This is a genomic window from Neorhizobium phenanthreniclasticum, from assembly GCF_040066075.1.
GTDB lineage: Bacteria > Pseudomonadota > Alphaproteobacteria > Rhizobiales > Rhizobiaceae > Neorhizobium > Neorhizobium petrolearium.
This window is the reverse complement of record NZ_JBEAAL010000032.1, coordinates 12,957-36,729: the sequence shown is the minus strand read 5'-3', so window position 1 is coordinate 36,729 and position 23,773 is coordinate 12,957. Positions and strand designations below refer to the sequence as shown.

General features: G+C 60.8%; 19 protein-coding genes. 9 read left to right on the top strand and 10 right to left on the bottom strand.

What is annotated here, in order from left to right; all coding sequences use genetic code 11:
- The first annotated feature begins 97 nt into the window (after positions 1 to 97).
- From ABK249_RS28765 to ABK249_RS28730, 8 genes are all read left to right on the top strand, one after another.
- A complete protein-coding gene (locus tag ABK249_RS28765) occupies positions 98 to 1,246 on the top strand; it encodes an acyltransferase family protein (RefSeq protein ID WP_227703965.1) in 1,149 nt (382 codons plus the stop codon).
- A 3-nt stretch (positions 1,247 to 1,249) separates the two neighbouring features.
- Entirely contained in the window at positions 1,250 to 2,047 is a 798-nt protein-coding gene (gene exoK / locus ABK249_RS28760) for an endo-1,3-1,4-beta-glycanase ExoK (RefSeq protein ID WP_227703964.1), read from the top strand.
- A gap of 69 nt (positions 2,048 to 2,116) precedes the next feature.
- Positions 2,117 to 3,310, top strand: coding sequence for a glycosyltransferase (locus tag ABK249_RS28755; protein WP_227703963.1), 1,194 nt, complete (start codon positions 2,117 to 2,119; stop codon positions 3,308 to 3,310).
- Between the two features lie 8 nt (positions 3,311 to 3,318).
- Complete coding sequence (locus ABK249_RS28750) at positions 3,319 to 4,329, top strand: glycosyltransferase family 2 protein (RefSeq protein ID WP_227703962.1); 1,011 nt, start codon at positions 3,319 to 3,321, stop codon at positions 4,327 to 4,329.
- On the top strand, positions 4,329 to 5,258 hold the full coding sequence (locus tag ABK249_RS28745) for a glycosyltransferase family 2 protein (RefSeq protein WP_227703961.1): 930 nt from the start codon (positions 4,329 to 4,331) through the stop codon (positions 5,256 to 5,258). The genes ABK249_RS28750 and ABK249_RS28745 overlap by 1 nt, the downstream gene beginning before the upstream one ends.
- Positions 5,255 to 6,268: a glycosyltransferase family 2 protein gene (locus tag ABK249_RS28740; RefSeq protein WP_280107458.1), complete on the top strand. Its 1,014-nt coding sequence runs from the start codon at positions 5,255 to 5,257 to the stop codon at positions 6,266 to 6,268. Before ABK249_RS28745 ends, ABK249_RS28740 begins: the two co-directional genes overlap by 4 nt.
- Positions 6,259 to 7,164 carry a UTP--glucose-1-phosphate uridylyltransferase gene (locus ABK249_RS28735; protein ID WP_227703960.1) on the top strand — a complete coding sequence of 302 codons (906 nt, stop codon included), beginning with the start codon at positions 6,259 to 6,261 and terminating at the stop codon, positions 7,162 to 7,164. Before ABK249_RS28740 ends, ABK249_RS28735 begins: the two co-directional genes overlap by 10 nt.
- Positions 7,165 to 7,240: 76 nt before the next feature.
- Positions 7,241 to 9,598, top strand: coding sequence for a polysaccharide biosynthesis tyrosine autokinase (locus ABK249_RS28730; RefSeq protein ID WP_227703959.1), 2,358 nt, complete (start codon positions 7,241 to 7,243; stop codon positions 9,596 to 9,598).
- 51 nt (positions 9,599 to 9,649) lie between these two features.
- Here ABK249_RS28730 and cysG read toward each other — a convergent pair whose 3' ends face one another.
- From cysG to ABK249_RS28700, 6 genes are all read right to left on the bottom strand, one after another.
- Positions 9,650 to 11,128: a siroheme synthase CysG gene (cysG, locus tag ABK249_RS28725; protein WP_227705209.1), complete on the bottom strand. Its 1,479-nt coding sequence runs from the start codon at positions 11,126 to 11,128 to the stop codon at positions 9,650 to 9,652.
- Complete coding sequence (gene nirD, locus ABK249_RS28720; RefSeq protein WP_227703958.1) at positions 11,128 to 11,460, bottom strand: nitrite reductase small subunit NirD; 333 nt, start codon at positions 11,458 to 11,460, stop codon at positions 11,128 to 11,130. The genes cysG and nirD overlap by 1 nt, the downstream gene beginning before the upstream one ends.
- Before the next feature lie 11 nt (positions 11,461 to 11,471).
- A complete protein-coding gene (nirB, locus tag ABK249_RS28715) occupies positions 11,472 to 13,922 on the bottom strand; it encodes a nitrite reductase large subunit NirB (protein ID WP_227703957.1) in 2,451 nt (816 codons plus the stop codon).
- A gap of 81 nt (positions 13,923 to 14,003) precedes the next feature.
- Positions 14,004 to 14,846, bottom strand: a complete 843-nt coding sequence (locus ABK249_RS28710) for a formate/nitrite transporter family protein (RefSeq protein WP_210049965.1) — start codon at positions 14,844 to 14,846, stop codon at positions 14,004 to 14,006.
- A gap of 356 nt (positions 14,847 to 15,202) precedes the next feature.
- Positions 15,203 to 16,480, bottom strand: a complete 1,278-nt coding sequence (locus ABK249_RS28705; protein WP_200883968.1) for a CmpA/NrtA family ABC transporter substrate-binding protein — start codon at positions 16,478 to 16,480, stop codon at positions 15,203 to 15,205.
- A gap of 37 nt (positions 16,481 to 16,517) precedes the next feature.
- Positions 16,518 to 17,105 (bottom strand): ANTAR domain-containing response regulator, encoded by a 588-nt coding sequence (locus ABK249_RS28700; protein WP_037152751.1) that lies wholly within the window; start codon positions 17,103 to 17,105, stop codon positions 16,518 to 16,520.
- 151 nt (positions 17,106 to 17,256) lie between these two features.
- Here ABK249_RS28700 and ABK249_RS28695 point away from each other — a divergent pair, with 151 nt between their 5' ends.
- A complete protein-coding gene (locus tag ABK249_RS28695; protein ID WP_227703956.1) occupies positions 17,257 to 19,689 on the top strand; it encodes a DNA translocase FtsK in 2,433 nt (810 codons plus the stop codon).
- A gap of 222 nt (positions 19,690 to 19,911) precedes the next feature.
- Here the strand turns inward: ABK249_RS28695 and ABK249_RS28690 are convergent, their stop codons facing one another.
- From ABK249_RS28690 to ABK249_RS28675, 4 genes are all read right to left on the bottom strand, one after another.
- Entirely contained in the window at positions 19,912 to 21,081 is a 1,170-nt protein-coding gene (locus ABK249_RS28690) for a pyridoxal phosphate-dependent aminotransferase (protein WP_227703955.1), read from the bottom strand.
- A gap of 75 nt (positions 21,082 to 21,156) precedes the next feature.
- The gene (gene smoA / locus ABK249_RS28685; protein WP_037152748.1) at positions 21,157 to 21,684 is read right to left on the bottom strand and encodes an NADH-dependent FMN reductase SmoA; all 528 of its coding nucleotides are present in this window, start codon (positions 21,682 to 21,684) and stop codon (positions 21,157 to 21,159) included.
- On the bottom strand, positions 21,681 to 22,574 hold the full coding sequence (locus ABK249_RS28680; RefSeq protein ID WP_227703954.1) for an aldo/keto reductase: 894 nt from the start codon (positions 22,572 to 22,574) through the stop codon (positions 21,681 to 21,683). Before ABK249_RS28680 ends, smoA begins: the two co-directional genes overlap by 4 nt.
- Positions 22,575 to 22,590: 16 nt before the next feature.
- Positions 22,591 to 23,748: an LLM class flavin-dependent oxidoreductase gene (locus ABK249_RS28675; RefSeq protein ID WP_227703953.1), complete on the bottom strand. Its 1,158-nt coding sequence runs from the start codon at positions 23,746 to 23,748 to the stop codon at positions 22,591 to 22,593.
- Between the last annotated feature and the right edge of the window lie 25 nt (positions 23,749 to 23,773).

Here is a 23,773-nt window from a genome sequence, read left to right as displayed (position 1 = left end):
CGCCAAACTCGGCGTGATCATTTTGATAACCGCGGGCCCAAGTCTGCTCTGATTGAAACGGCGGTGAGGGGAGGCACTGCTCAAAAGGGGTGACTCGTTGACTGTTGATCAGAACATATCCTCCCGTATCAATTTGATGCGTATCCTGCTGATCTCAGGCATTGTCTTCGTGCATGTGCCTTATGATCCTCCGACGAGCGCCTTCCTCGGATTGAATGGCTTCTTCGACTGGCTGCGCGTCTTTTTGGGTGACAGCCTGTTTCGCATTGGCGTTCCGTGCCTCAGCGCCATTTCCGGTTATCTGCTGTTCCAGCGCGGCCTGGACGCTTTCGACTATGCCAGGACGCTTCGTTCGAAAGCGAAAACCGTCCTTCTTCCTTTCCTGCTTTGGAATTGCAGCCTGCTCGCCACCGTTTTCCTCCTTCAGCACTTCGATATTGGCGTGGGTTATTTCCCCGACCTTTGGAACGCCTCGACACGAGAGTTCCTGAGTTATGCGCTGGCAACCGAAGGGCTGCCGGTCAATGTTCCGCTCTATTTCCTGCGTGACCTGATCGTCTGCATCATTCTTTCGCCGATCCTTGCCTTTCTGGTGCGCCGCTATGCGGCACCGACGCTTGTGATCCTCTTCGTCCTGGCGATCTTGCCGGAACTGACGCTTGGTATTGTTCTCAAAAAGTCGATTCTCTTCAGCTTCACGTTCGGCATTTTCCTGGCGCTCAACCGGCTGGACCTGAAGGCGCTCGATCGATTCTCGATTGTTGGGACCGCAGCAATGCTCGCAGTCGCCATCTTGCTGTCGATTGGTCTTTTTCGCACCGGCCCGGATTTCCCATGGGCGCTTGATCTTGCGCGCAACACGCTGTCGATCGTTGGCGCGGGGGGATTCTGGCTTATGTCGGCCTTGGCCATCCGGTCGTGGATCGGCCGGCGTCTCGCCGGCACCGGCAGCTTGAGCTTCTGGGTTTTCTGCGCCCATTATCCCTTACTGGTCCTGCTGTGGATGGTCTGGAACCGGATGGCTGGAGATGAGCAGTATCCGCTTTTCTATGCCAGCTCGGTCATCGCCAGCTTCGTCATCCTCACGACATCCAATCTCTTCGTCTCCCGCGCGATGCCGGGCTTCTATGAAATCCTGACTGGCAGCCGCGGGCGAAAGGCGAAGCTTTCCGCCGCGGCGAAATCCTATTCGTCGGCCGGCACCACTCGCTCCGGCGAACCGGCAATGACGCAACAGCAGAGGTGAAACATGATGGCGAAAGCCAGACATCTTCGGCGAGCCTGCCAGATCGCTACCGCAGCCGCGGTGGCGAGCCTTCTTGCACCCATGGCCCAAGCTCAACAGGGTGCGACCGGCAAATCCTTTGTCGAGAACTTCGACAGCCTCGACCGTTCGTTCTGGTACGTCTCCGACGGCTGGAATAACGGCAAGCACCAGAACTGCACTTGGTCGAAGAACCAGGTGCGCGTTGAAAATGGCCTACTGCAGTTGGAATTTGCCGAGCGGAAGACCAGCAACCGCAACTATGTCTGTGGCGAGATCCAGACCAAGGCGCGCTTCGGCTACGGTACATATGAGGTGCGGATGAAGGCTGCGACCGGTTCCGGGCTGAACTCTGCCTTCTTCAGCTATATCGGACCAACCGACAAGAAGCCGCACGATGAGATCGACTTTGAGGTCCTCGGCAAGAACACCGGCCAAGTTCAGGTGAACCAGTACATCAACGGCAAGGGCGGCAATGAGAAGCTTGTGCCGGTCGCCGGCGGCGCGGACCAGGGCTTCAACGATTACGCCTTCATCTGGGAGGAGAACCGCCTCCGTTACTTCGTGAACGGCAAGCTTGTTCAGGAGGTGACGGACAAGGCGACGATACCTTCGAACGCCCAGAAGATATTCCTGAGCCTCTGGGGCACCGATACACTCAAACAATGGATGGGTGCGTTTTCCTACACTCAACCCACGACGATGACCATTGACCGTGTCGCGTTCACGGCGATGGGCGAAGACTGCCGCTTTCCAGAATCCGTGCTCTGCACGCTCGATTGAGGCGGTCTGCGGCTCGTTGCCCGATGCGGTCCCTGAGAGCCGGAAGGCTCGAAAAAGGAGTTGGACGATTTGACATTGAACGTTCTTTATCTCGCGCATGATCTCGCGGATGCGGCGATCCGGCGGCGGGTGCTGACCTTGAAAGCGGGCGGTGCAAGCGTCACTGTTGCCGGTTTCGAGCGCGGCGCGAACGTGCTGTCCGACGAGCGGGATGTGCCGACGATTGTGCTCGGAAGAACAGCGGATGCCCGCTTCGCACAACGTATCGGCGCCGTGGTGGCCGCGCGCATGGTGCTGAAGCGAAAGCTCTCGGGAATCACCCGGCCCGACGTTATCATCGCCCGCAACCTGGAAACCCTTGCGCTTGCCGGCCACGCTGCCTCGCTTTTCGATCGCAATGTTCCGGTCGTCTACGAATGCCTCGATATTCACCGGCTTCTCCTCGATGAGGGGATAAAAGGCCGCCTGATGCGGCAGGCTCAACGCTTCTTCGGCAATCGCGCCAGCCTGTTGATCACCAGTTCGCCGGCTTTCGTCGAGAATTTCTTCAAGCCGCGGTCAGGTCTCGATCTGCCGGTCCTGCTTCTGGAGAACAAGGTTCTGGCCCTGAAGCCGGAACTTATGCCCGCCTCAGTCGCGCCGAGACCACCAAGACAGGGGGCGCCTTGGCGGATTGGCTGGTTCGGAGCGATCCGGTGCCGAAAATCACTGGACAGCCTGATCGATTTCGCGGCGCGGATGGACGGCAGGGTCCAGATCGTCCTGCGCGGTCGCCCGGCATATAGCGAGTTCGACGATTTCGATGCGAAGGTCAGTGCTGCCCCGCATGTGGAATTCCACGGCGCCTACCGCAATCCGGAGGATCTCGCGGCGATCTATGGCGATGTCCATTTCACATGGGCGATCGATTTCTTCGAGGAAGGGCTCAATTCGAGCTGGCTACTGCCGAACCGCCTTTATGAAGGAGGGCTCCACGGCGCAGTGCCGATCGCGCTTTCGGGGACCGAGACCGGCCGGTTTGTCGAGAAACGTGACATTGGCGTGACGCTCGACAACGCGATGCCGGAAACGCTTGAGGCTCTGTTCGAGGGCATGACCGAGGCACGCTACGCCGATCTCGCTTCTAGAATTTCAATTATTGAACGGAATCAATGGATCACGGGTCAGGCGGAATGCCAGGCCCTTGTCTCCAGACTCGCCGCCCTACATCCCAACCTCTCGTCGCCGGCAGACATGCCGGTCGTGTCAACCGTGCAGTCGTGAGGTTGAGTATGGTTTCGCGTTCTCACTGCAATGCCCAGATTTCCAGCGTCCGGACGCTCCTCGTGATCCCTTGCCTGAACGAGGCGGCAACGATCGAGCCGCTCTTGCGCAAGCTGAACGGACAGCGCGGCGAGATGGACATGTTGCTTGTTGTGGCGGACGGCGGCAGCCATGATGGCACGCGGGATATCGTGCAAAAGCTTCTGCCTGAGATACCCCGACTTCTGCTTCTGGAAAACCCGAAGCGCATCCAGAGCGCCGCGATCAATCTTGCCGTGGACCGTTTCGGGCAGGATCGCGACTATCTCATCCGTATCGATGCGCATGGTGACTATCCAGACGGGTATTGCCGGACCTTGCTGGAGGAAGCGCTCGATATGCAAGCCGATTCCGTCGTGGTCGGCATGGAGACGGTCGGCTTCGGCCTGTTCCAGAAGGCGACGGCCGTGGCGCAGAATTCCAAACTCGGCAATGGCGGCTCCAAGCATCGGGCCGGTGGCGGCGGCGACTGGGTGGATCACGGTCATCATGCGCTCATGCGGATCGAGGCCTTTCGCGCTGTCGGCGGATACGACGAGAATTTCAGCCACAACGAGGATGCGGAGCTGGATTTCAGACTGCGCGCCGCGGGCTTCCGCATCTGGATGACCGGCAAGACCTTCATGACCTATTATCCGCGGGCGAGTGCCCCGGCTCTCTTCCGGCAATATCTCGCCTATGGCCGCGGCCGCGCGAAAAACCTCATCAAGCATCGCTCGATCCCGAGGCTACGTCAGGCGATCCCGCTCGCGGTCGCTCCTGTTGTCGTCGGCGCGTTCCTCGCCTTGCTTCATTGGTGGGCCGCGGTGCCGCTGGCGATCTGGGCTGCGGCCTGCCTCGGCTACGGCTTCTGGATGGCCGTGGGGCAGAAAAACCCCTACGGCCCGCTCGCCTCGCTCTCGGCGATGATCATGCATTTCGCCTGGTCGGCTGGCTTCTGGCTGGAACTGATCGGCATTCGTCCAGGGAGGGCCGCTTGATGACGGCAGGAGAAAAGCCGGTTCGCATCGATATCGGCGTCTGCACCTATCGCCGACTGGAACTGCAGGCGACGCTCATGTCATTGTTTTCGCTGAGCGTTCCGGCGGGTGTCGAACTGCGCCTGATCGTTGCCGACAACGATGCAATTCCGAGCGCGCGCACTCTGGTAGACGGCCTGCGCAACCGGTCGCCCTTTCCGATCAGCTATGTCCATTGCCCGAAATCGAATATCTCGATTGCCCGCAACGCCTGCCTGACCGAATGCAATGCGGATTATCTTGCCTTCATCGATGACGACGAGACGGCTACGCCCCGATGGCTCGCCGAGCTATTTGCAGCGGTGATGCTTACCGGCGCAGACGCGATACTCGGCCCCGTCCGGGCGGTCTACGGAGCACGGAGCACCTCATGGATGCGCAAGGGGGATTTCCATTCCACCATGCCCGTCTGGGTCGGTGGCAGGATCAGGACCGGCTACACCTGCAACGTATTGCTCGACATGCGTTCGCCCGTGGTTGCGGGTCGCAAGTTTGCCTTGTCGCTCGGCCAGAGCGGCGGCGAGGACACGCATTTCTTCACAGCGCTCACCGATGCCGGTGGGCGCATTGAATTTGCCCAGGAGGCGATTGTCGAGGAAATCGTTCCGGAAAAACGGGCGAGCTTTTCCTGGCTTGCAAAGCGACGCTTCCGCTCGGGCCAGACGCATGGGCGCATTCTTGCCTCCAAGCATGCTGGTTTGAATCGGGTCAAACAGATGGGGCTTGCCGGTTCGAAGTTTGCCTTTTGCGCGGCGATGGCCGCAGCCACGGCCTTTTCCCCGGTCATCCGCAACCGTTATGCCCTTCGTGCGGCTCTGCACGCCGGCGCCGTTTCCGGCACGCTCGGCATGCGCGAGATTCGCCAATATGGAGCCGCTGAAGCAGCATGAGCACGTTCGTACACCAACCCGACGTGAGCTTCGTGATTGCCGCCTACAATGCGGAAGATACGATCGAGCGTGCGATTGCGAGTGCGCTGGCTCAGATCGGGGTGACCATGGAGGTCATCGTCATCGACGACTGCTCGACGGACGGCACGCGCGAGCGGGTGCGTGCGCTTGCGGATGATCGGGTGCGGCTGATCGTTCAGGAGAGGAATGGCGGACCGGCTGTTGCCCGCAATGCCGGCCTTCTTGTCGCCCGCGGCCGCTGGATCGCCATCCTCGATGCCGACGATACTGTCTATCCGGCAAGACTTTTGATGATGCTCGAAAGGGCGGAGGCTGCCGAGGCTCAGATCGTCGTCGACAATATCGATGTCATCCCCATCGAGGGCGGAAAGCCGCAGACGATGTTTCCCAGGGAAGAACTGACGCGGCGGCCGCTCATGACGCTTGCCGATTTCATCGGCTCGAACGTGATTTTCCGGTCGACCTTCAACTTCGGCTACATGAAGCCGGTCTATGAGCGGGATTTCCTTGAACGCCACGGACTACTCTTCGACGAGACGCTGCGGATCGGGGAAGACTATCTGTTGCTCGCCTCCGCCCTTGCAAGCGGCGGCGAGTGCGCAATCATGCCGGATGTCGGCTATGTCTACCATCTTCGGCAGGGCTCGATTTCGCGGGTCCTGGAACAACACCACCTCGACGCGATGCTGGCGTCCGACCGGGCCTTCCTCTCCCGCTATACGCTGGATGAGAAGGCTATGGCTGCCCAGCGCCGACGCACCCGCAGCCTCGTCGAGGCGGGTGCGTTCCTCACGCTGGTCGAGGATATCAAGAAAGGCTCCGTCAGGGGCTTCCTGAAAACAGCGATCGGAAATCCGCGTGCATTGAGACATTTGCGCATGCCGATTGCTGTCCGCATGCGCCGGCTGTTGGGGAACGGCTGGCGCCAACTGAAATCCGATCGGATAGGGCGGGGGCGCCCTCGAGAAAGGACGAAGGAATGGATATGAATAGACCAGTTCGAAAGGCGGTGATTCCCGTCGCAGGCAACGGCACTCGGTTTCTGCCGGCCACCAAGGCCATGCCGAAGGAGATGCTGACGATCGTCGATCGTCCCGTCGTCCAGTATGCCGTCGATGAGGCCATGCAGGCGGGAATCGAGAACATCATCTTCGTGACTAGCCGCAACAAAACGGCGATCGAGGACTATTTCGACAGTGCGCCGGAACTGATTGCCACGCTGACCCGCTCCGGCAAGACGGTCCAGGTTACCCAGCTTGAAAAGATGCTGCCGGTCGCCGGCACCGTCAGCTACACGCGTCAACAGGTCCCGCTCGGGCTCGGTCACGCGGTCTGGTGTGCCCGGGAACTGGTGGGCAACGAACCATTCGCGCTCTTGCTGCCCGACATGGTCTCCTACGGTCCGCAAGGCTGCATGGCCGGGCTGATGGAGCTTTATGAGGAAGTCGGCGGCAATGTCTTTGCGGTAGAAGAATGCTCACCCGAGGAGACGTCCAGCTATGGCATCGTCGGTGTCGGCCACTCCGTCAGGCACGGTTTCGAGGTGACCGAGATGGTCGAGAAGCCCAAACCGTCCGAAGCGCCGTCTAATTATTACCTGAATGGTCGCTATATTCTGCAACCGGAAATCTTTGAATTGCTTGCGCGTCAGGAACGGGGTGCCGGCAATGAGATCCAGCTTACGGATAGCATGCACAAGCTTGCGAAGGCCCAGCCGTTCCATGCACACCCCTATCAGGGACGCACTTTCGACTGTGGCAGCAAGCGTGGCTTCATCGAAGCGAATGTCGCGTTCGCCATGTTGCGTGCGGATATGGGAGCGGAGATTTACGCCTCCCTCAAGGAACTGATGATGTCACACGAGACACGCGTCCAGGCAGCTTGATGCAGCTTGAAATCATTCGCGGCGGACGGCAGCGCGGCTGCCGCCCGTCACACCAACGCTCCGGAAAGCGAGCTCCATGGATCAGGTAAACTTTCGACCACGAACGATATTTCCCGGCGAGACGCGCGACAGCGACACGTTCATTGATCTCGACAAGCTCTGGGCGGCGGCGTTTCGCCGCCTGGGCGTGATCGTCGTGTGCCTCATCGCCACCGTCACGCTTGCGGGGCTTTACCTCCTCACCGCGCAGCCGACTTACACGGCGATGACGCAAATCCTGATTGACGAAAATCTCTCGCGTTATGCCGAGGACGAGCGAGACAGCCAGACCGCCCAGCAGATCGACAACCGCATGTCGAGTGCGGTGGAGATCCTGAAATCCAAGGCATTGGCGTTACGGGTCGTCGACAAGGGCAAGTTCGACCAGAACGAAATACTGGTCAATCCGCCGCAATCGCCGGTCGCTCTTGCCAAGGGAGCGGTTCGCAGCATCGTCGCCCTGGTCACCCCCGGCGATCCGCCGCTTTCGGAAGAGCTTGCCCGCATGGGCCGGCGTGAGAAGGCCGCCGCTGTCCTGCAGCAGTCCCTGACCGTCGAACGCGTCGGACGCAGCTCGGTGATTGCGGTTTCCGTCAGGTCCCCTGATCGGCAGCTTTCGGCATCGATCGCAAGAACCTATGCCGATTCCTATCTGACCGATCAGCTCAATGCCAACTTCGATGCGTCTGAACGAGCCTCGCTGTGGCTGCAGGAACGGCTCAACGATCTTAACAGCCGTTCGCAGCAGGCGGCGCTTGCCGTCGAGCAATATAAAATCGAGCACAATCTCGTCTCGCCACGCGGAGAACTGCTTTCGACGCAACAGCTTTCCGATCTGAACAGCCAGTTGATCGTGGCCCAGGCAGATGCCGCAGCCGCTTCGGCCCGCTACGAACAATACAAGGCGATCACCGACAAGGGGCCGGATGCGGCTGTCCAGAACGCGGTCGTTTCAGCACGCGATACGGACAATACGGTCATTCAGGACTTGCGGAAGCGTTATATCGCGATCAACGACCGAGAGCAGGGGGTCATCCAGCAGTTCGGGGCAGATCACCCGCAGGCTGTCGCGCTGAAAGCGGAAAAGAACGATGTCGCGCAACAGATCTATCGCGAATTGCAGCAGTTGATGGGAAGCTTCCGCAATGAGTTCGAAGTGGCAAGCTCCCGGGAAAAGTCGCTGCGCGATAGCATCGACCGCGTCGCCGGGCGGAATTCGGAGGCCAATGTCTCAATGGTCCAGTTGCATGAACTGGAGCAGAAAGCGGCGGCGCTGAAGTCACTTTACGAATCCTATCTAGGCCGTTTCGAAGAAGCCACCCAGCGGCAATCCTTCCCGATTGCCAAGGCGCGGGTGATCTCAGATGCCGGTATTCCGACGGCGCCGTCCAGCCCTCGCAAGACGCTGACGATGGCGCTTTCGATCGTGCTCGGCCTGCTTATCGGCGGTGCGGCGGCGACGCTGCTTGAATTCCGCGAGCGGTTCTTCCGCACCGGCGACGACGTGCAGGACAAGCTGGGCCAACGTTTCCTCGGGTATCTGCCGAGGGTCAGCAATGCTCTGGTGGAAGACAAATCGACGTCTTCGGCCCCTCCTGCGCCACCGACGGAGAATGAGGCGGCTGGTGTACCTGCCGGCAACCCGATTTCATCCAGACGTCTGATGCGGATTGCCGTGGAGGCGCCCCGTTCGCAGTTTGCCGAGACGCTGCGCAATACCAAGCTTGCCTGCGATATCATGCTGCAGGATCGGAAATGCCGGGTGATCGGCGTTGTATCCTGCCTGCCCGGCGAGGGGAAATCCATGGTTGCTGCAAACTTCGCCGGCCTGCTCGCCTCGACCGGCGTGCGGACGCTGGTGATCGATGCCGACCTGCGAAATCCCGGCCTCAGCCGCATGCTTGGCAGCGAGCCGGAGGTCGGCCTTGTGGAAGTCATCCTCCAGAAGACGTCATGGACGAGCGCTGCACGTGTCGATCGCAGATCGCGGCTGACGATCCTGCCGATGACCATGCGGAGCCGCAATCTCGCCCATACAAGCGAGCTCCTGGCGTCCTCCGGCATGAGCCAGTTCCTCGAAAGCATCAAGGAAACGTTCGACGTCATCGTCGTCGATCTCGCACCGCTTATCCCGGTGATCGATGCCAAGGCTTTCGAACCCTATGTCGACGGCTTCGTCTTCGTGACGGAATGGGGCGCGACGCCCGCGAAAGCGGTGCAGTCCGTGCTGCGATCCGAGCCGCAGATCGCCTCGAAGACGGTCGGCGTCATCCTCAACAAGACGGAGATGTCGGAACTGCATAAATACGCTGATCCAGGCGCACCGGAGCGGCTGCGCAGCAGCTATCTTTCCTACTACAAGGACAAGGAAGGGGCCGCGCCGGCGCCACGATAAACCGAGAAGGGGCGGTTTCATCGCCCTTTTTTGTTTATCGACGTTCCGCCCTCAGGCACTGGCGGCAAGTTGTTCGCTCAAAGGATCGGTGTTGGCAACGAGGATTGCCTTGCCGAACACCTCGCCGATGCCGATCAGCACGGGTTCGTCGACACCGATCTCTGTCATCGCCGCTGTCATATCCCTAAGCGATCCGGTCCAGCGCTTTTCGTTTGGCCTGGATACTGCACTGACGATCACGGCCGGCATGGCAGGCGTCATGCCGGCTTCAACGAGTTTCGTGGCGATTTCGCCGGCGGTGCGACCGGCCATGTAGTAGATCGTCGTCGTCCGCGGGTCGGCGAGACCGTTCCAGTCGAGATTGTCGGGCAGCGTACCTTTGCGGGAATGGCCGGTGACGAAGCGGACGCCTTGTGCATGATCGCGATGGGTAAGCGAAACACCGAGCCGCGAGGCCATGGCGCTCGCCGAGGTGATGCCCGGCACGACATCGACCGGAATGCCCTGGCGTTCCAGGCAGGCAATCTCCTCGCCGGCCCGGCCGAAGATCATCGGGTCGCCGGACTTCAGGCGGACCACGCGTTTGCCGGCCTTGGCGAACTTCGCCATCATGTCGTTGATGTCTTCCTGCCGGCAGCTCACGCGACCGCCGCGTTTACCGACCAGCATGCGCTTCGCCTCACGACGGGCGAGTTCCAGCACTTCGTCAGAGACGAGATCGTCGAAGAGGATGATGTCGGCGGCCTGTAGTGCACGCACCGCCTTGAGCGTCAGCAGTTCGGCATCGCCAGGACCGGCTCCGACGAGCGTGACGCGGCCGGTGGCGGGGGCTTCCGCGAGCCTTTCGGCATCGCTTAGAAGCACCCCGCCGGCACCCTCCTCCGGCGCATTCGAACTTGCAAAGACACAATCGACAAAGCGTTCCCAAAATGCACGGCGCTGCGGACCAGGCGCCAACCGTTCATTGACCCTCTCCCGCAGCGATTGCGCAAGCTCTGCCCAGTTCTTGAGCGAGGCCGGCAGCAGCGTTTCGATGCGCCGGCGGATCGCCTGAGCAAGGATCGGCGCGGCACCATCCGTCGAGATCGATACGACGACCGGCGAGCGGTTGACGATCGAGCCGAACTGGAATTGGCAGAAGGTGGGCTTGTCGATCACGTTGACCGGCACGCCGGCTGTGCAGGCTGCATTGAAGAAGGCTTCGGCTTCACCCTGTTCGTCGCAATCGGCGACCGCCAGGGCGGCGCCCTCGAGCGCCTCAGTGTTCCATCCGTCGAAGTGCCGCACAAATCGGCCCTGCGGATGCTCGGCATCTCGCTCCACCAACCTCTCGAAAGTCCCTGAAAGTTCTTCCGCGTAGACATGCACCTCGGCACCGCAGGCGGCCAGAAGTTCGGCTTTCCAGGCGGCGGCATCGGAGCCTCCCGCGACGATCGCCCGCTTGCCTTCGAGCGCCCAGAAGACTGGAAGCTTCGCCAGTGCCGTCATGCGGGCAGACGCTTCGTTCCGCTGCTGTTGCAGAAGGTTCATCATTCCGCAGCCACCATCATCAGGCTTTCGAGTTTGATGAAGAGTTTGCCGTTTTCGTTTCTGACGGGGATGGTCCGCACTTCACCATCGTCGGCGCCGAGCGCCTTGCCGGTTTCGAGCGAGATTACCCAGTTGTGCAATGGGCAGGTGACCGCCTTCTGATGAACGATGCCCTGGCTGAGAGGACCGCCTTTATGTGGGCAATGATCCTCGATTGCGAAGACCTCGTTCTCGGCGGTGCGGAAGACGGCGATCTTGCCCTGCGGCGTCTTCACACAGCGCGCGCCTCTGAGCGGGATATCGGAAATATCGCCGATCGGGTGCCAATTCATATCCAACTCCATCACTCGGCCGCCTGCGGATAACCGACGGTCGCCATCGGCTTGAACTCGTGCTTGTCCTTGCCGGAAACACGTTCCGACCAGGGATCGACCTGCGCGAACTTCTGGGAGAACACGAAACGTTCGTAATAGGCCTTGCGCTTGTCGTGATCCTCCATGATCTGCCGGCGGATCTCGTCGAGCCCGATGCGCTTGGCCCACTTGTAGATGCGCTCCAGATATCGGGCCTGCTCGCGATACATCTGGGTCAGCGCGACGATATGCTCGAGCGCCTCGTCCTCGGTCCTGACGAGGCCCAACACCTCCGTGCCCTTGATGTCGAGGCCGGCGGCGCCGGCGAAGTGGATCTCGAAACCGGAATCGACGCAGATGACGCCGATGTCCTTGCAGGTCGCCTCGGCGCAATTTCTGGGACAGCCGGAAACGGCCATCTTCAGCTTTGCCGGCGTCCAGGACCCCCACATGAACTTCTCGATGCGGATGCCCAGTCCGGTCGAATCCTGGGTGCCGAAGCGGCACCAGTCGGAGCCGACGCAGGTCTTTACGGTGCGAAGCCCCTTGGCATAGGCCTGGCCGGAAACGAAACCGGCCTTGCCGAGATCGGCCCAGACGGAGGGAAGGTCTTCCTTCTCGACGCCGAGCAGGTCGATGCGCTGGCCGCCGGTTACCTTCACCATCGGAATGGCGAATTTGTCGACCACATCGGCGATCGCACGCAATTCCTGCGAATTGGTCACGCCGCCCCACATGCGCGGCACGACCGAATAGGTGCCGTCCTTCTGGATGTTGGCGTGGACGCGTTCGTTGATGAAGCGCGACTGGTAGTCGTCGGCATATTCGTCCGGCCAGTCGCAGACGAGGTAGTAGTTGAGTGCCGGACGGCACTTGGCGCAGCCGCAGGACGTCTTCCATTCCAGTTCCTGCATGACGGCCGGAATGGTCTTCAGCTTCTTTGCCTTGATGAGTCGGCGCACATCGTCATGGCCAAGCTCGGTGCAGGGACACATGGGCTGCACGGCTGCGGGATTGTATTTGTCGCCGAGAGTGAGTGCCATAAGCTGTTCGACGAGACCGGTGCAGGAGCCGCAGGAGGCCGACGCCTTGGTATGGGCGCGCACGTCGTCCAGAGAGGTCAGGCCCTTGGCAGTGATCGTCGCAGTGATCTTGCCCTTGCAGACGCCGTTGCAGCCGCAGATTTCAGCATCATCCGGCAAGGCTGCAACGGCCGCCATAGGGTCCAGCGGGGATCCTCCCTGATAGGCCTGGCCGAAGATCAGCGTGTCGCGCATCTCGGAGATGTCGGTCGCCTTCTTCTTCAGATCGTTGAACCAGGCGCCGTCGGATGTCTCGCCATAGAGAACGGTACCGATAATGCGGTTGTCCTTGATGACGAGGCGCTTGTAGACGCCGGCGGTCGCATCGCGAAGCACGATTTCCTGCCGGTCGTCACCATCGGCGAAGTCACCGAGCGAATAAAGGTCGATGCCCGTTACCTTGAGCTTTGTCGGTGTGTCCTGATGGACGAAGCCGGCCGTCGTCTCACCCGCAAGATGAGCCGCTGCGACGCGGGCCATTTCATAGAGCGGCGCGACGAGGCCATAGACCTGACCTCCGACCTCGGCGCATTCGCCAAGCGCCAGAATATCTCCATCCGAGGTTCCCATGCCGGCGTCGACGACAATGCCGCGGTTGACGGCAAGGCCGGCTTCCTTGGCGAGCGTCACATTCGGGCGGATGCCGACGGCCATGACGACGAGAGTTGCCGGGATGACACGGCCGTCGTCCAGTTCAACGCCTTCGACCTTGCCGTTGCCGATGATCTGTTTGGTGTTGGCCTTGCAGAGGACCTTGATGCCGCGCTCCTCGACGGCCTTCTGCAGCAGATAGCCGGCGGCGGGGTCGAGCTGACGTTCCATCAACGTCGGCATGACATGCAATACGGTCACATCCATGCCGCGCTGGGCAAGGCCGGCCGCGGCTTCGAGCCCTAGAAGGCCGCCGCCGATGACGATTGCCTTCTCGCGCGACTGGGCGGCGAGCAGCATGGCGTTGACGTCATCGAGGTCGCGATAGGTGATGACGCCTGGCAGGTCCTTGCCCGGCACCGGGATGATGAACGGTACAGAACCGGTGGCGATCACCAGCTTGTCGTAGCTTTCGGTAACGCCGTGATCAGACGTTACGGTCTTCTTTTCACGGTCGATCGCGACGATCTTGTGACCCTTGTAGAGGGTGATGCCATGATCGATGTACCAGCCGTCGCCGTGAATAACGATCTGCTCATAGGTCTTTTCGCCGGAAAGGACCGGTGAGAGCATGATGCGGTCGTAGTTGACGCGCGGTTCGGCGTTGAAGATCGTGATCTCAAAGCGGCCGGGCGCCTGTTCGAAGAGGTGCTCCAGCATGCGCCCCGGGGCCATGCCATTGCCGATGATGACGAGTTTTTCGGTCATGTGCTCATTTCTCCATCAGATTTCTGCTGATGCAGCCTGGGGGATGGGCTCTGCCTGATCTGCAGAGCCCATAAGGTGGCGTTATTCAGCGGCGACGAGAGCCGGGGTCTTTGCCATCGACGCCCGCTTTGCAGCCGTGCGGGAATGCGTCGCATACAGAGAGAGGCCTACGAACGCGAGGCCGCCGACCAGGTTGCCGACCACGGTGGGGATCTCGTTCCAGATGAAGTAGTCCATGATCGAGAACTTGCCGCCGAGCATCAGACCCGAAGGGAAGAGGAACATGTTCACGATGGAGTGCTCGAAGCCCATATAAAAGAACAGCATGATCGGCATCCACATCCCGATCACCTTGCCGGATACCGAGGTGGACATCATGGCGGCAACGACGCCGGTGGAGACCATCCAGTTGCACAGGACGCCGCGAATGAAGAGCGTCAGCATGCCGCCGGCGCCGTGGGCCGCGTAGCCCACCGTCCGGCCTTCGCCGATATGGCCGATCGCCTGACCGACCGCATTCGGTTCGGTGGTGAAGCCGAAGGTGAAGACGATGGCCATCATCACCGCCACCGTCAGCGCGCCGGCGAAATTGCCGATGAAGACGAGGCTCCAGTTGCGCAAGACGCCGCCGGGGGTGACCCCGGGGCGCTTGTCTATGAGCGCGAGCGGCGCAAGTGTGAAGACGCCCGTCAGAAGGTCGAAGCCCATCAGATAGAGCAAACAGAAGCCAACCGGGAACAGGATGGCGCCGGCGAGCGGCTGTCCGGTCTGGACATTGATGGTGACCGCGAAGGCGGCGGCCAGTGCCAGGATCGCCCCCGCCATATAGGCGCGGATGAGCGTGTCCCGGGTGGACATGAAGATCTTGGATTCGCCGGCATCAATCATTTTGGTGACGAAATCGGCGGGCGTGACGTAGGCCATTTCAATTCCCCTTGTTGTTTTGGACGTGGCCGATGACCAGAAATTCAGCACAAAAAAACGCCGCTCGGAGTTTGCGTCCACGGGAAGGGAGGTGTCCCGGATAGCAAAACCTTGCGACGTCGATGTCTGTGTAAACGCTTATGGCGCGCTCATCCGCGCCGATCGCCATTGACCGGTGCAGAAACTATGAAGCAAACCGCGTGCCAATTCCTGGGTTTTTCAGTAAATATCTGAAAACAATTGGAATCTTATCCTGTTAAACTTCTCGCTTAAATTATCGGCGAGTGGCTTCTGTGCAATATTTTTGTGCGATTGCTGAAATGAGAGCATCAGGGATGTGCAGATGCCAATCCCTGTTAGATTTCATGGCTGTCGAAATGGCTTGCAAGAGCACTGCGGACGGCAAATTTTTCGACATAGGCTGGCATGTTCGAGGGGTCGAAAACGTGCCCGTCCATGAAGCGGTCGCCCTCTCTGTCGCCTTCGAGGCCGATATCGGAATCGTCCGGGCCGATGCCTAGAGCTTTCCGATAGAGATCAGGACGATAGGCGCGTTTAGCCGAATTCAGGCCTGCCTCGCTGAAGGTGGTCTGGCCCCAACGGATCATCTGGCTGTAAATCCACAGCGCATGGTTCGGCCGCGGATAGTTCGCGAAATCGCGATGGAACGTGAAATAGTCGGCGATGACCCGGCGGTTGCCTTTGGCGTCCAGACTGAATTCGCCGGCAAGCACATGGCGGATGATATCGACAGGGGCCGCGATGAAGCGCGGATCGGCCAGCGCCTCGGCCAAAGCGTCATGGTTTTCGGCATCGTCGCACCAGCGCGCCGCGGCATCCAGCGCGACAATGAGCCGTGAGACGGTCTCCGGATGACTTTCGGCCCATTCCGGTCGCATACCGATGACCTTTTCCGGTGCGGACGGCCAGATGTCCTGCTTGGCGGCGACGATACGGCCGACGCCCCGTCCGGAGGCCACCATGTTCCACGGCGCGCCGACGCAGAAGCCGTCGATGGCGCCGGCTGCCAGTGCGTCGGAAGTCAGCGGCGGCGGTACCACGATGAGCTTCACGTCGCGGTCGGGATCGATGCCGCCGGCGGCGAGCCAATAGCGGAACTCGTAGTTGTGGGACGAGAAGGGGTAGGTCATGCCGAGCGTCGGCAGCGGTTCGCCGCGCTCCTTTATGACCTGCAGCACCTTTGCGAGCGCCTGGGCGTTTTCCAGCGCGCCCGCCGTCTCCGAAATCCCGCTGACTTCGCACATCCGCTCGAACAGCCGGATCGAAAGCGTGATGGCATTACCGCCGCGGCCGAGGGAGAACGGTGCAATGGTGGGTGAGGGGTTGGAGCCGAGACCAAGCATGGAGGCGACCGGCATGGGCGATAGCATATGGGCGATATCGAACTGCCTGAAGGCGAGGCGGTCCCGCACGTTGGCCCAGGAGACGTCCTTCACCAGATCGAGCGTCAATCCCTCCTTTTTGGCAAAACCAAATTCGGCTGCCGCGATCAGCACGGAGGCATCGACCAACGGAATGAAACCGGCGCGCAGCACTTTTGGACCTTCGCCATTGGAACGAGAGGGTGCGGAGAGATTGCTTCCGGTTTGGCTGATCTTCGTCATCATATTCACTCCGGCAGTCTCCGGGACACTTTCCTACTCGAAACCATCACATCAATAGCCCGGCCGCAGTCACCACGCTCTGGGCGATCTCCGACATTTTCTTCTTCTCGTTCATGGCTGTCTGGCGCAGCAGCGCAAAGGCATCCTCCTCCGACAAGCCTCGCATCTTCATGAGAATCCCCTTGGCACGCTCGATGACCTTGCGCTCTTCCAGCGCCGATCTGGCATCCGCAAGTTCGCGCTGCAGGCGGCTGAAGGCGTTGAAGCGGCTCACGGCCATGTCGAGGATCGGCTTGACGCGCTCCTTCTTCAAACCATCAACCACATAAGCCGAGACGCCGGCCTCGACGGCGGCTTCGATCGAGGCCGTGTCGGAGCGGTCGACAAACATGGCGATCGGCCGGCTCACCGTGCGGGTGAGCTGGAACAGGTGCTCCATCATGTCGCGGTTCGGGTTCTCAATGTCGATGACGATGACGTCCGGCCTCAGCGTCTCGACGATCCGGGCAACCCCATTTACCTCATGGATGACCGTGACATTGCCATGCCCAGCCTCCCGCAGCCCTTCCTCGATGATGGAAGCGCGGATGGCATTTTCGTCGATAACCAGAATGGTGAGATCGGGCGCTGACATTCCTATAGTGTTGCCGCAGTGCAGCAACCTTGGCAAGCCCACGATCACATTTGTGGATTTGTTCCATCTTTGGCCGGACGGAAAGAACCGGTTAACCTTTATTTTTTACTTCATGGAAGCATGTGCCACTCTCGTATTTCGTCCGGTTCTCATGCAATTTTCTCGTCATAATTTCCCTCAGAGTTCCGACCAGGCCAGCGCTGAAGACGATGCAGTCGACGGAGCGCGGCAGAACATCCGCCAGCAAAGTCTGGCGGAATTCAACCAGCCCGTCGTGGAGCAAGCGCCCTGGCAAGCGGCTTTCCGTCTGGCGCCGAACGTGCGCTTCACGCGGACGCCGGAAAAGATTCCGAATCGCAAGCCGGAACCGTTCGAGCCGCCCAAGGTGCTGACGGACGAAGAACAGGCCGAGCATTTTGAGGCCTTCCCGTCCGAAATCTTTGAAACGGCGGCGAATGATGCGGATGCCGCGCAGGAGATACCAGAGCCGATCGAACAGATTGCCGGCCTGCAACGGCTTGCGACGACGATGCGGCAGAACGCGGCGGAAATGCTAGAAACTGCCGCAATGCCCGAAAATTTCATTGAGGTTGCCATGCCGGAACCCGTTCAGGAAATGTCGGTGGTCACCTCGACCCGGCGCGACATTGCGATCTCCGACTATGCTTTCTGGGATGCCATGCCCTTTGAGCTTGAGGGACCAACCATAGCCGAGCCGGCAATTGCGCCAGCCGAGCCGGGCGTGTCCCGTATCGTTCCGGAGCTGACCGGCTCGGTCGCGGCGCTTTACCGCGAAGTGCCGCGGAAGACAGCTATCAGGACGGTGATGGTTGCGCCGTCTCCGAGACCGGAGCAAGTCAGGACGCCTGAGCCGGCGGTGCCTGTGCAGCCAACTCCTCAAACTCCTCGGCCGGCCATCGGGGCGGAAGCCCCGGTTGCGGTGGAGCCTCCGCGTCCCCTTCCCGCGACAGTCTCCGTGCCGGTGCCGCATCCGGAAAAGGCACGCCCGCAGACGGTCCGTCCGGCGGTGGCGGAATACGAATTCCCGCCGATCTCGCTTTTGCAGGAGCCGCGGGGCGAGCGCGGCCAGGCGATGCAGCCCGACACCCTGCAACAGAGTGCCGGTTTGCTCGAAAGCATTCTCGAAGACTTCGGCGTCCGCGGAGAGATCATCGACGTGCGGCCGGGTCCGGTCGTCACGCTCTACGAATTCGAGCCCGCGCCGGGCGTCAAATCTTCCCGCGTCATCGGCCTGTCGGACGATATCGCCCGGTCGATGTCGGCCCTGTCCGCCCGCGTTGCCGTGGTGCCGGGTCGTAACGTCATCGGCATAGAACTGCCGAACGCAACGCGCGAGACGGTCTATTTTCGCGAACTGATCGAATGTGAGGACTATTGGGAGACAAAGCACCGGCTGGCTCTCTGCCTCGGCAAGACGATCGGCGGCGAGCCGGTGATTGCAGAACTCGCGAAGATGCCGCATCTGCTCGTCGCCGGCACGACCGGTTCGGGCAAGTCGGTCGCCATCAACACCATGATCCTGTCGCTTCTCTACCGGCTGCGTCCGGAGGAATGCCGGCTGATCATGATCGACCCGAAGATGCTCGAACTCTCGGTCTATGACGGCATTCCGCACCTTTTGACGCCGGTCGTGACCGATCCGAAAAAGGCCGTGCTGGCGTTGAAATGGGCGGTGCGCGAGATGGAGGATCGCTATCGCAAGATGTCGCGCCTCGGCGTTCGCAATATCGACGGCTACAACCAGCGTGCCGCAAGCGCCCGCGATAAGGGAGAGGTGATCACCGTCAGCGTCCAGTCGGGCTTTGATCGCACGACTGGCGAGCTTCTCTACGAGGAGCAGGAGATGGATCTTTCGCCGATGCCCTATATCGTCGTCATCGTCGACGAGATGGCCGACCTGATGATGGTCGCCGGCAAGGATATCGAAGGCGCGATCCAGCGGCTGGCGCAAATGGCACGTGCCGCCGGCATCCATCTCATCATGGCAACCCAGCGTCCCTCGGTCGACGTCATCACCGGCACGATCAAGGCGAATTTCCCGACCCGTATTTCCTTCCAGGTCACTTCGAAGATCGATAGCCGCACGATCCTCGGGGAGCAGGGGGCCGAACATCTGCTCGGCCAGGGCGACATGCTGCATATGGCGGGCGGCGGCCGGATTTCCCGCGTCCACGGGCCGTTCGTCTCCGATGCAGAAGTGGAATCGGTTGTCCGTCACCTCAAGACACAGGGGCGGCCGGATTATCTCGGCACGGTCACGGAGGACGAAGAGGAGGCCGAGGAAGAGGAGGTTTCGCAGGAAGCTGTCTTCGACAAGAGCGCCATGGGCGGTGATGACACCGACGAGCTTTACGACAAGGCCGTCAAGGTGGTCATGAAGGATCGGAAGTGCTCGACCTCCTATATCCAGCGGCGCCTGTCGATCGGTTACAATCGTGCCGCGTCGCTGGTGGAACGCATGGAGAAAGAGGGTCTGGTCGGTCCAGCCAATCACGTCGGCAAGCGCGAGATCATCACGGGCGGACGACCGAGTGCGGCGGCGACCGAGGATTTCGGGGATTGAGCAGAGTTGGCTGGCAATATCCCCTCACTTGCGATTTCTAACACTTAGCTTTCAGCTAAGATGTTGAAATCGCTTTCTCTCCCACGAGGGGAGAGATGGGGATGCCGCGCCACCGCGAATCGACCTCTCCCCGTGTGGGAGAGGTTACAAAATCAGCATCTTGAGCCAAGCTAAGTGCTGGATTTTGTTGGTGAGGGGATCGCTTCGTTCTCTATGGCTTTGTTAACGCCTGCGGATATAATCGCTGAGCCGTTGCGCGGCATCTTCGATCTGCAGCGGATCGCGCAGATAGCAGGCGCGCATGAAGGCTGCACCGCCCGGACCGAAAGCGGTGCCCGGTGCCATGCCGATGCCTGTCTTGTCGACGATCCTGAACGCTTCCTCACGGCTGTCGGTGACACCGTCGATCTTCAGGAAGGCGTAGAGGGCTCCCTCCGGTTTGCGCGTTTCCACCCGGTTGGTGGCGATCAGCGCATCGCAGAGAATGTCGCGCGATTTTCGCGCTCGCTCGATATTCGAACGGATGAAGTCGTCGCCCTCTTCAAGGGCAGCGATCGCGCCTTTCTGCATGAACTGCGCAACACCCGAGGTCGAATACTGGATGAGGTTGGTCAGCGTCTGGCCGATCTCGGCAGGCACCACCATCCAGCCGACGCGCCATCCGGTCATGCACCAGTTCTTGGAGAAGGAATTGGCGAAAATGATCCGGTCTTCCGGCTCCATGACGTCCATGAAGGACGGCGCGCGGGTGCCCTCGAAATAATAGAGGCCGTAAATCTCGTCGGCGATGATCCAAAGGCCGTGCTTGCGGGCAAGTTCGAGGATCGCCTTCAGGTCTTCATGCGTAGCCGTCCAACCGGTTGGATTGGATGGCGAATTGATGAACAGCGCGCTGGTTTTCGGCGTGATCGCCGCCTTCAGGCGTTCTATGTCGAGCACCCAGCGGCCGTCGGCAAAACCCAGCTGGACGGGCACGGCCTTGGCTTCCGCGACACCGATCGAGTTCACCACATTCGGCCAGGCGGGAGAAAGATAGATGATCTCGTTGCCGGCAGAGGCGACCGTCTGGATGGCGAGAACGATCGACTGCATACCTGAGCCGGTGACGTAGATATTGTCGGTCGACAGGCTGGTGCCGTAGTGTCGCCGGTAATAGCGGACGATCGCTTCACGAAGCGGTGGAATGCCTTGCGTCCAGGTGTAGAAGGTCTCGCCGGCGAGCAGGGCCTCGCTGGCCGCGCGGGTGATGAAATCCGGCGTCGGCAGGTCGCCTTCGCCGATCCAGAGCGGCATCAGGTTTTCCCGGCCGCGGGCGTGGGTGACGATCTCTCCGATGCCGCTGCGTGGCGCTGCCGCGGCGCGGGCGCTGATATCCGGTCTGATGATGGTCATGGAGGGCCTGTCGATGCTGGAAGGGTGTTTTCCTGCGTAGGCCCGGCCCATGCGCCGGTCAATATTTTTCCGACTTCAGTGGCCTTGAAAACGGCCGAATGTGCCGCGGGAGAAACACAAGGGATCGCCCTCGCGATGAGCGGCGCGAAGCACCCTGCCGAGGATCAACGTGTGGTCGCCTGCATCGTGCATGGAGGAGAGTTTGCACTCGAAGCGGGCCAGCGTGCCTGGGATGACCGGCACGCCTTCGAGGTTTTCCAGCCAATGCAGATCGTCGAAGCCCAAACCGCCGCGGGTGAAGCGGGTGCTCAAGCGGTCTTGCTCGGCGCTCAGCACGTGGATGGCGAAATGGTCGGCCGCCGTGAAGGCACCGTGGCGGGACGAGCTTTTTGCGGGAGACCAAAGGACGAGCGGCGGGTCGAGCGACACGGAGGTGAAACTGTTCACCGTCATGCCGATCGGCCCGTCGGGTGTTCTTGCCGTCACCACCGTCACCCCTGTCGTGAACGCACCGAGCGCATCGCGGTAATGCCTGGCGGTTGATGCGTCCGGAACGAAGACCTGTTCGTTGGGTCCATGGGTGGCGTTGGCGGATATCGTCATGGCACAGGCTTTCCGATAGCTGCGGTATAGAGTTCGAACCAGGTCTGGCGGTCGATCGCCACTTTCGTAGCGTCGCCGATCTTCTTGATGCGGTAGGGATTGTTGGTGCCGAGCACCGGCAGGATATTGGCCGGATGGGCAAGCAGCCAGGCGACTGCGACGGCGGTGGCGTCGAGACCTTGTTCGACCGCGATGCGTTCCAGCACCTCGATCAATGCCGCATTTTCCGGCTTGAAGAGTGAACCACCACCGAGCGGCGACCAGGCCATCGGCGCAATGGCACGTTCCTGCAGATAGGCGAGATCGCCATTCGTGAAGGCGTCCGTCGCCAGCAGGCTGATCTCGATCTGGTTGGTGAGGAGCTGGGATTCCATCGAGGACTGCAGCAACGAGAAATCGTAAGGCCGGAAATTGGAGACGCCGACGGCGCGCACCTTTCCGGATGCGACGAGGGCATCGAGCGCCGGTCCCGTTTCATCGGGGTCCATGAACGGATCGGGACGGTGGATCAGCAGGAGGTCGACGTAGTCGGTCGCCATATCCCGCAGCGAGGTTTCGACCGACGCGTTGATATGCTCGGCGCTGGTATCATAGTGCTTGCCGCGAACCGCGGAATGCCGGCCGGACGGCGCAACGATGCCGCATTTCGTGATGATCTCGATCTTGCCGCGCAGCGAAGGCGAAGCCTTCAGCGCCGCGCCGAAGATCGCTTCGGCCGTGTAGCCGCCATAGATGTCGGCATTATCCATGGTGGTGATACCCTGCGCCAGGCAGGCTTCGACCTTGGCCTGGACATGTTTCGGCGAGGTGTCTGCATCGTCGCCGATGCGCCACAGGCCATAGACGAGACGGCTCAGTTCGAGTTCTGGCGAAAGTTGGATGCGGTCCATCAGTGGCGTTTTCCCATTAGTATCGTGTCCCTGCGCCGAGCGGTGTTGCGGGTGTTTCGGCCGGGACCCGGCCATAGACATGCGGCAGCGAGCAGGTTTTCAGCTGCGGCAGCACCTTCTGACCGAAATGTTCCGCCTCGTCGAGATGCGGATAGCCGGAAAAGATGAAGGCCCGGATACCCATCTTTTTGTATTCCTCGATCTCGGAAAGAACCTGGTCCGCCGAGCCGACGAGCGCCGCGCCGCAACCCGAGCGAGCCCGGCCGATGCCGGTCCAGAGATGCGGCTCGGCATAGCCGAACTTGTCGGCGAGTTCGCGGGTTCGAGCCTGATGCGATACGCCAAGCGAGGTGCTGTCATGGGCGCGGTTGCGGATCAGCTGGCCGTATTCGTCATCAAGTTTCGAGACGAGGTGTTCGGCATATTCGCGGGCTTCTTGCTCGGTATCACGGACGATCATATGGATGCGCAGGCCATAATCGAGCGTGCGGCCATGCGCCTCAGCGCGGGCATGAACCGCCTTCATGCGCTCGGCTATCTGTTCCTTGGGTTCCGGCCACATGAGATAAACGTCGCATTGGGCGCCGCAGAGCTCCAGCGCGTCTGGAGAGTAGCCGCCGAAATAGAGGAGCGGCCCACCGTTCTGCTGGTAAGGTCTCGCCGGATCGGTGGTGAGTCCCTTGAAGTTGTAGACCTCGCCCTCATGATCGATCGTGTCGCGCGTCCAGGCCTGGCGCAGGATCTGCACGACCTCATGGCTGCGGCGGTAGCGGAAGGCGCTGTCGGCAACCTCGCCCGGGAAATCCGAGCTGATGACGTTGAGCGTCAACCGGCCCTTCAGCATGTGGTCGAGCGTCGCGACTGTGCGGGCGAGCATGATCGGCTGCATCTCGCCGCAGCGGATGGCCGCCAGAAAATTGATCCTGTCGGTGATCTGCGAACAGGCTGCGACGAAGCTCAATGTGTCCTGACCCACCTGATAGGAGGATGGGCAGAGGATATTGCGAAAACCCAGAGTTTCGGCGCGCTTCACGATATCGGAGCAGTGTTCGAAGCTCGATTTGAGCGCGTCGTCCGGCACCCCGAGATAGGCATAGTCATCGGAGCAGAGAGCCGCGAACCAGGAGGCTTCGGCCGCATCGAGATCGGGCGATGTGATGGGTACGACGGTCATCAGTTCCTCCTCCGCGTTTGACGAT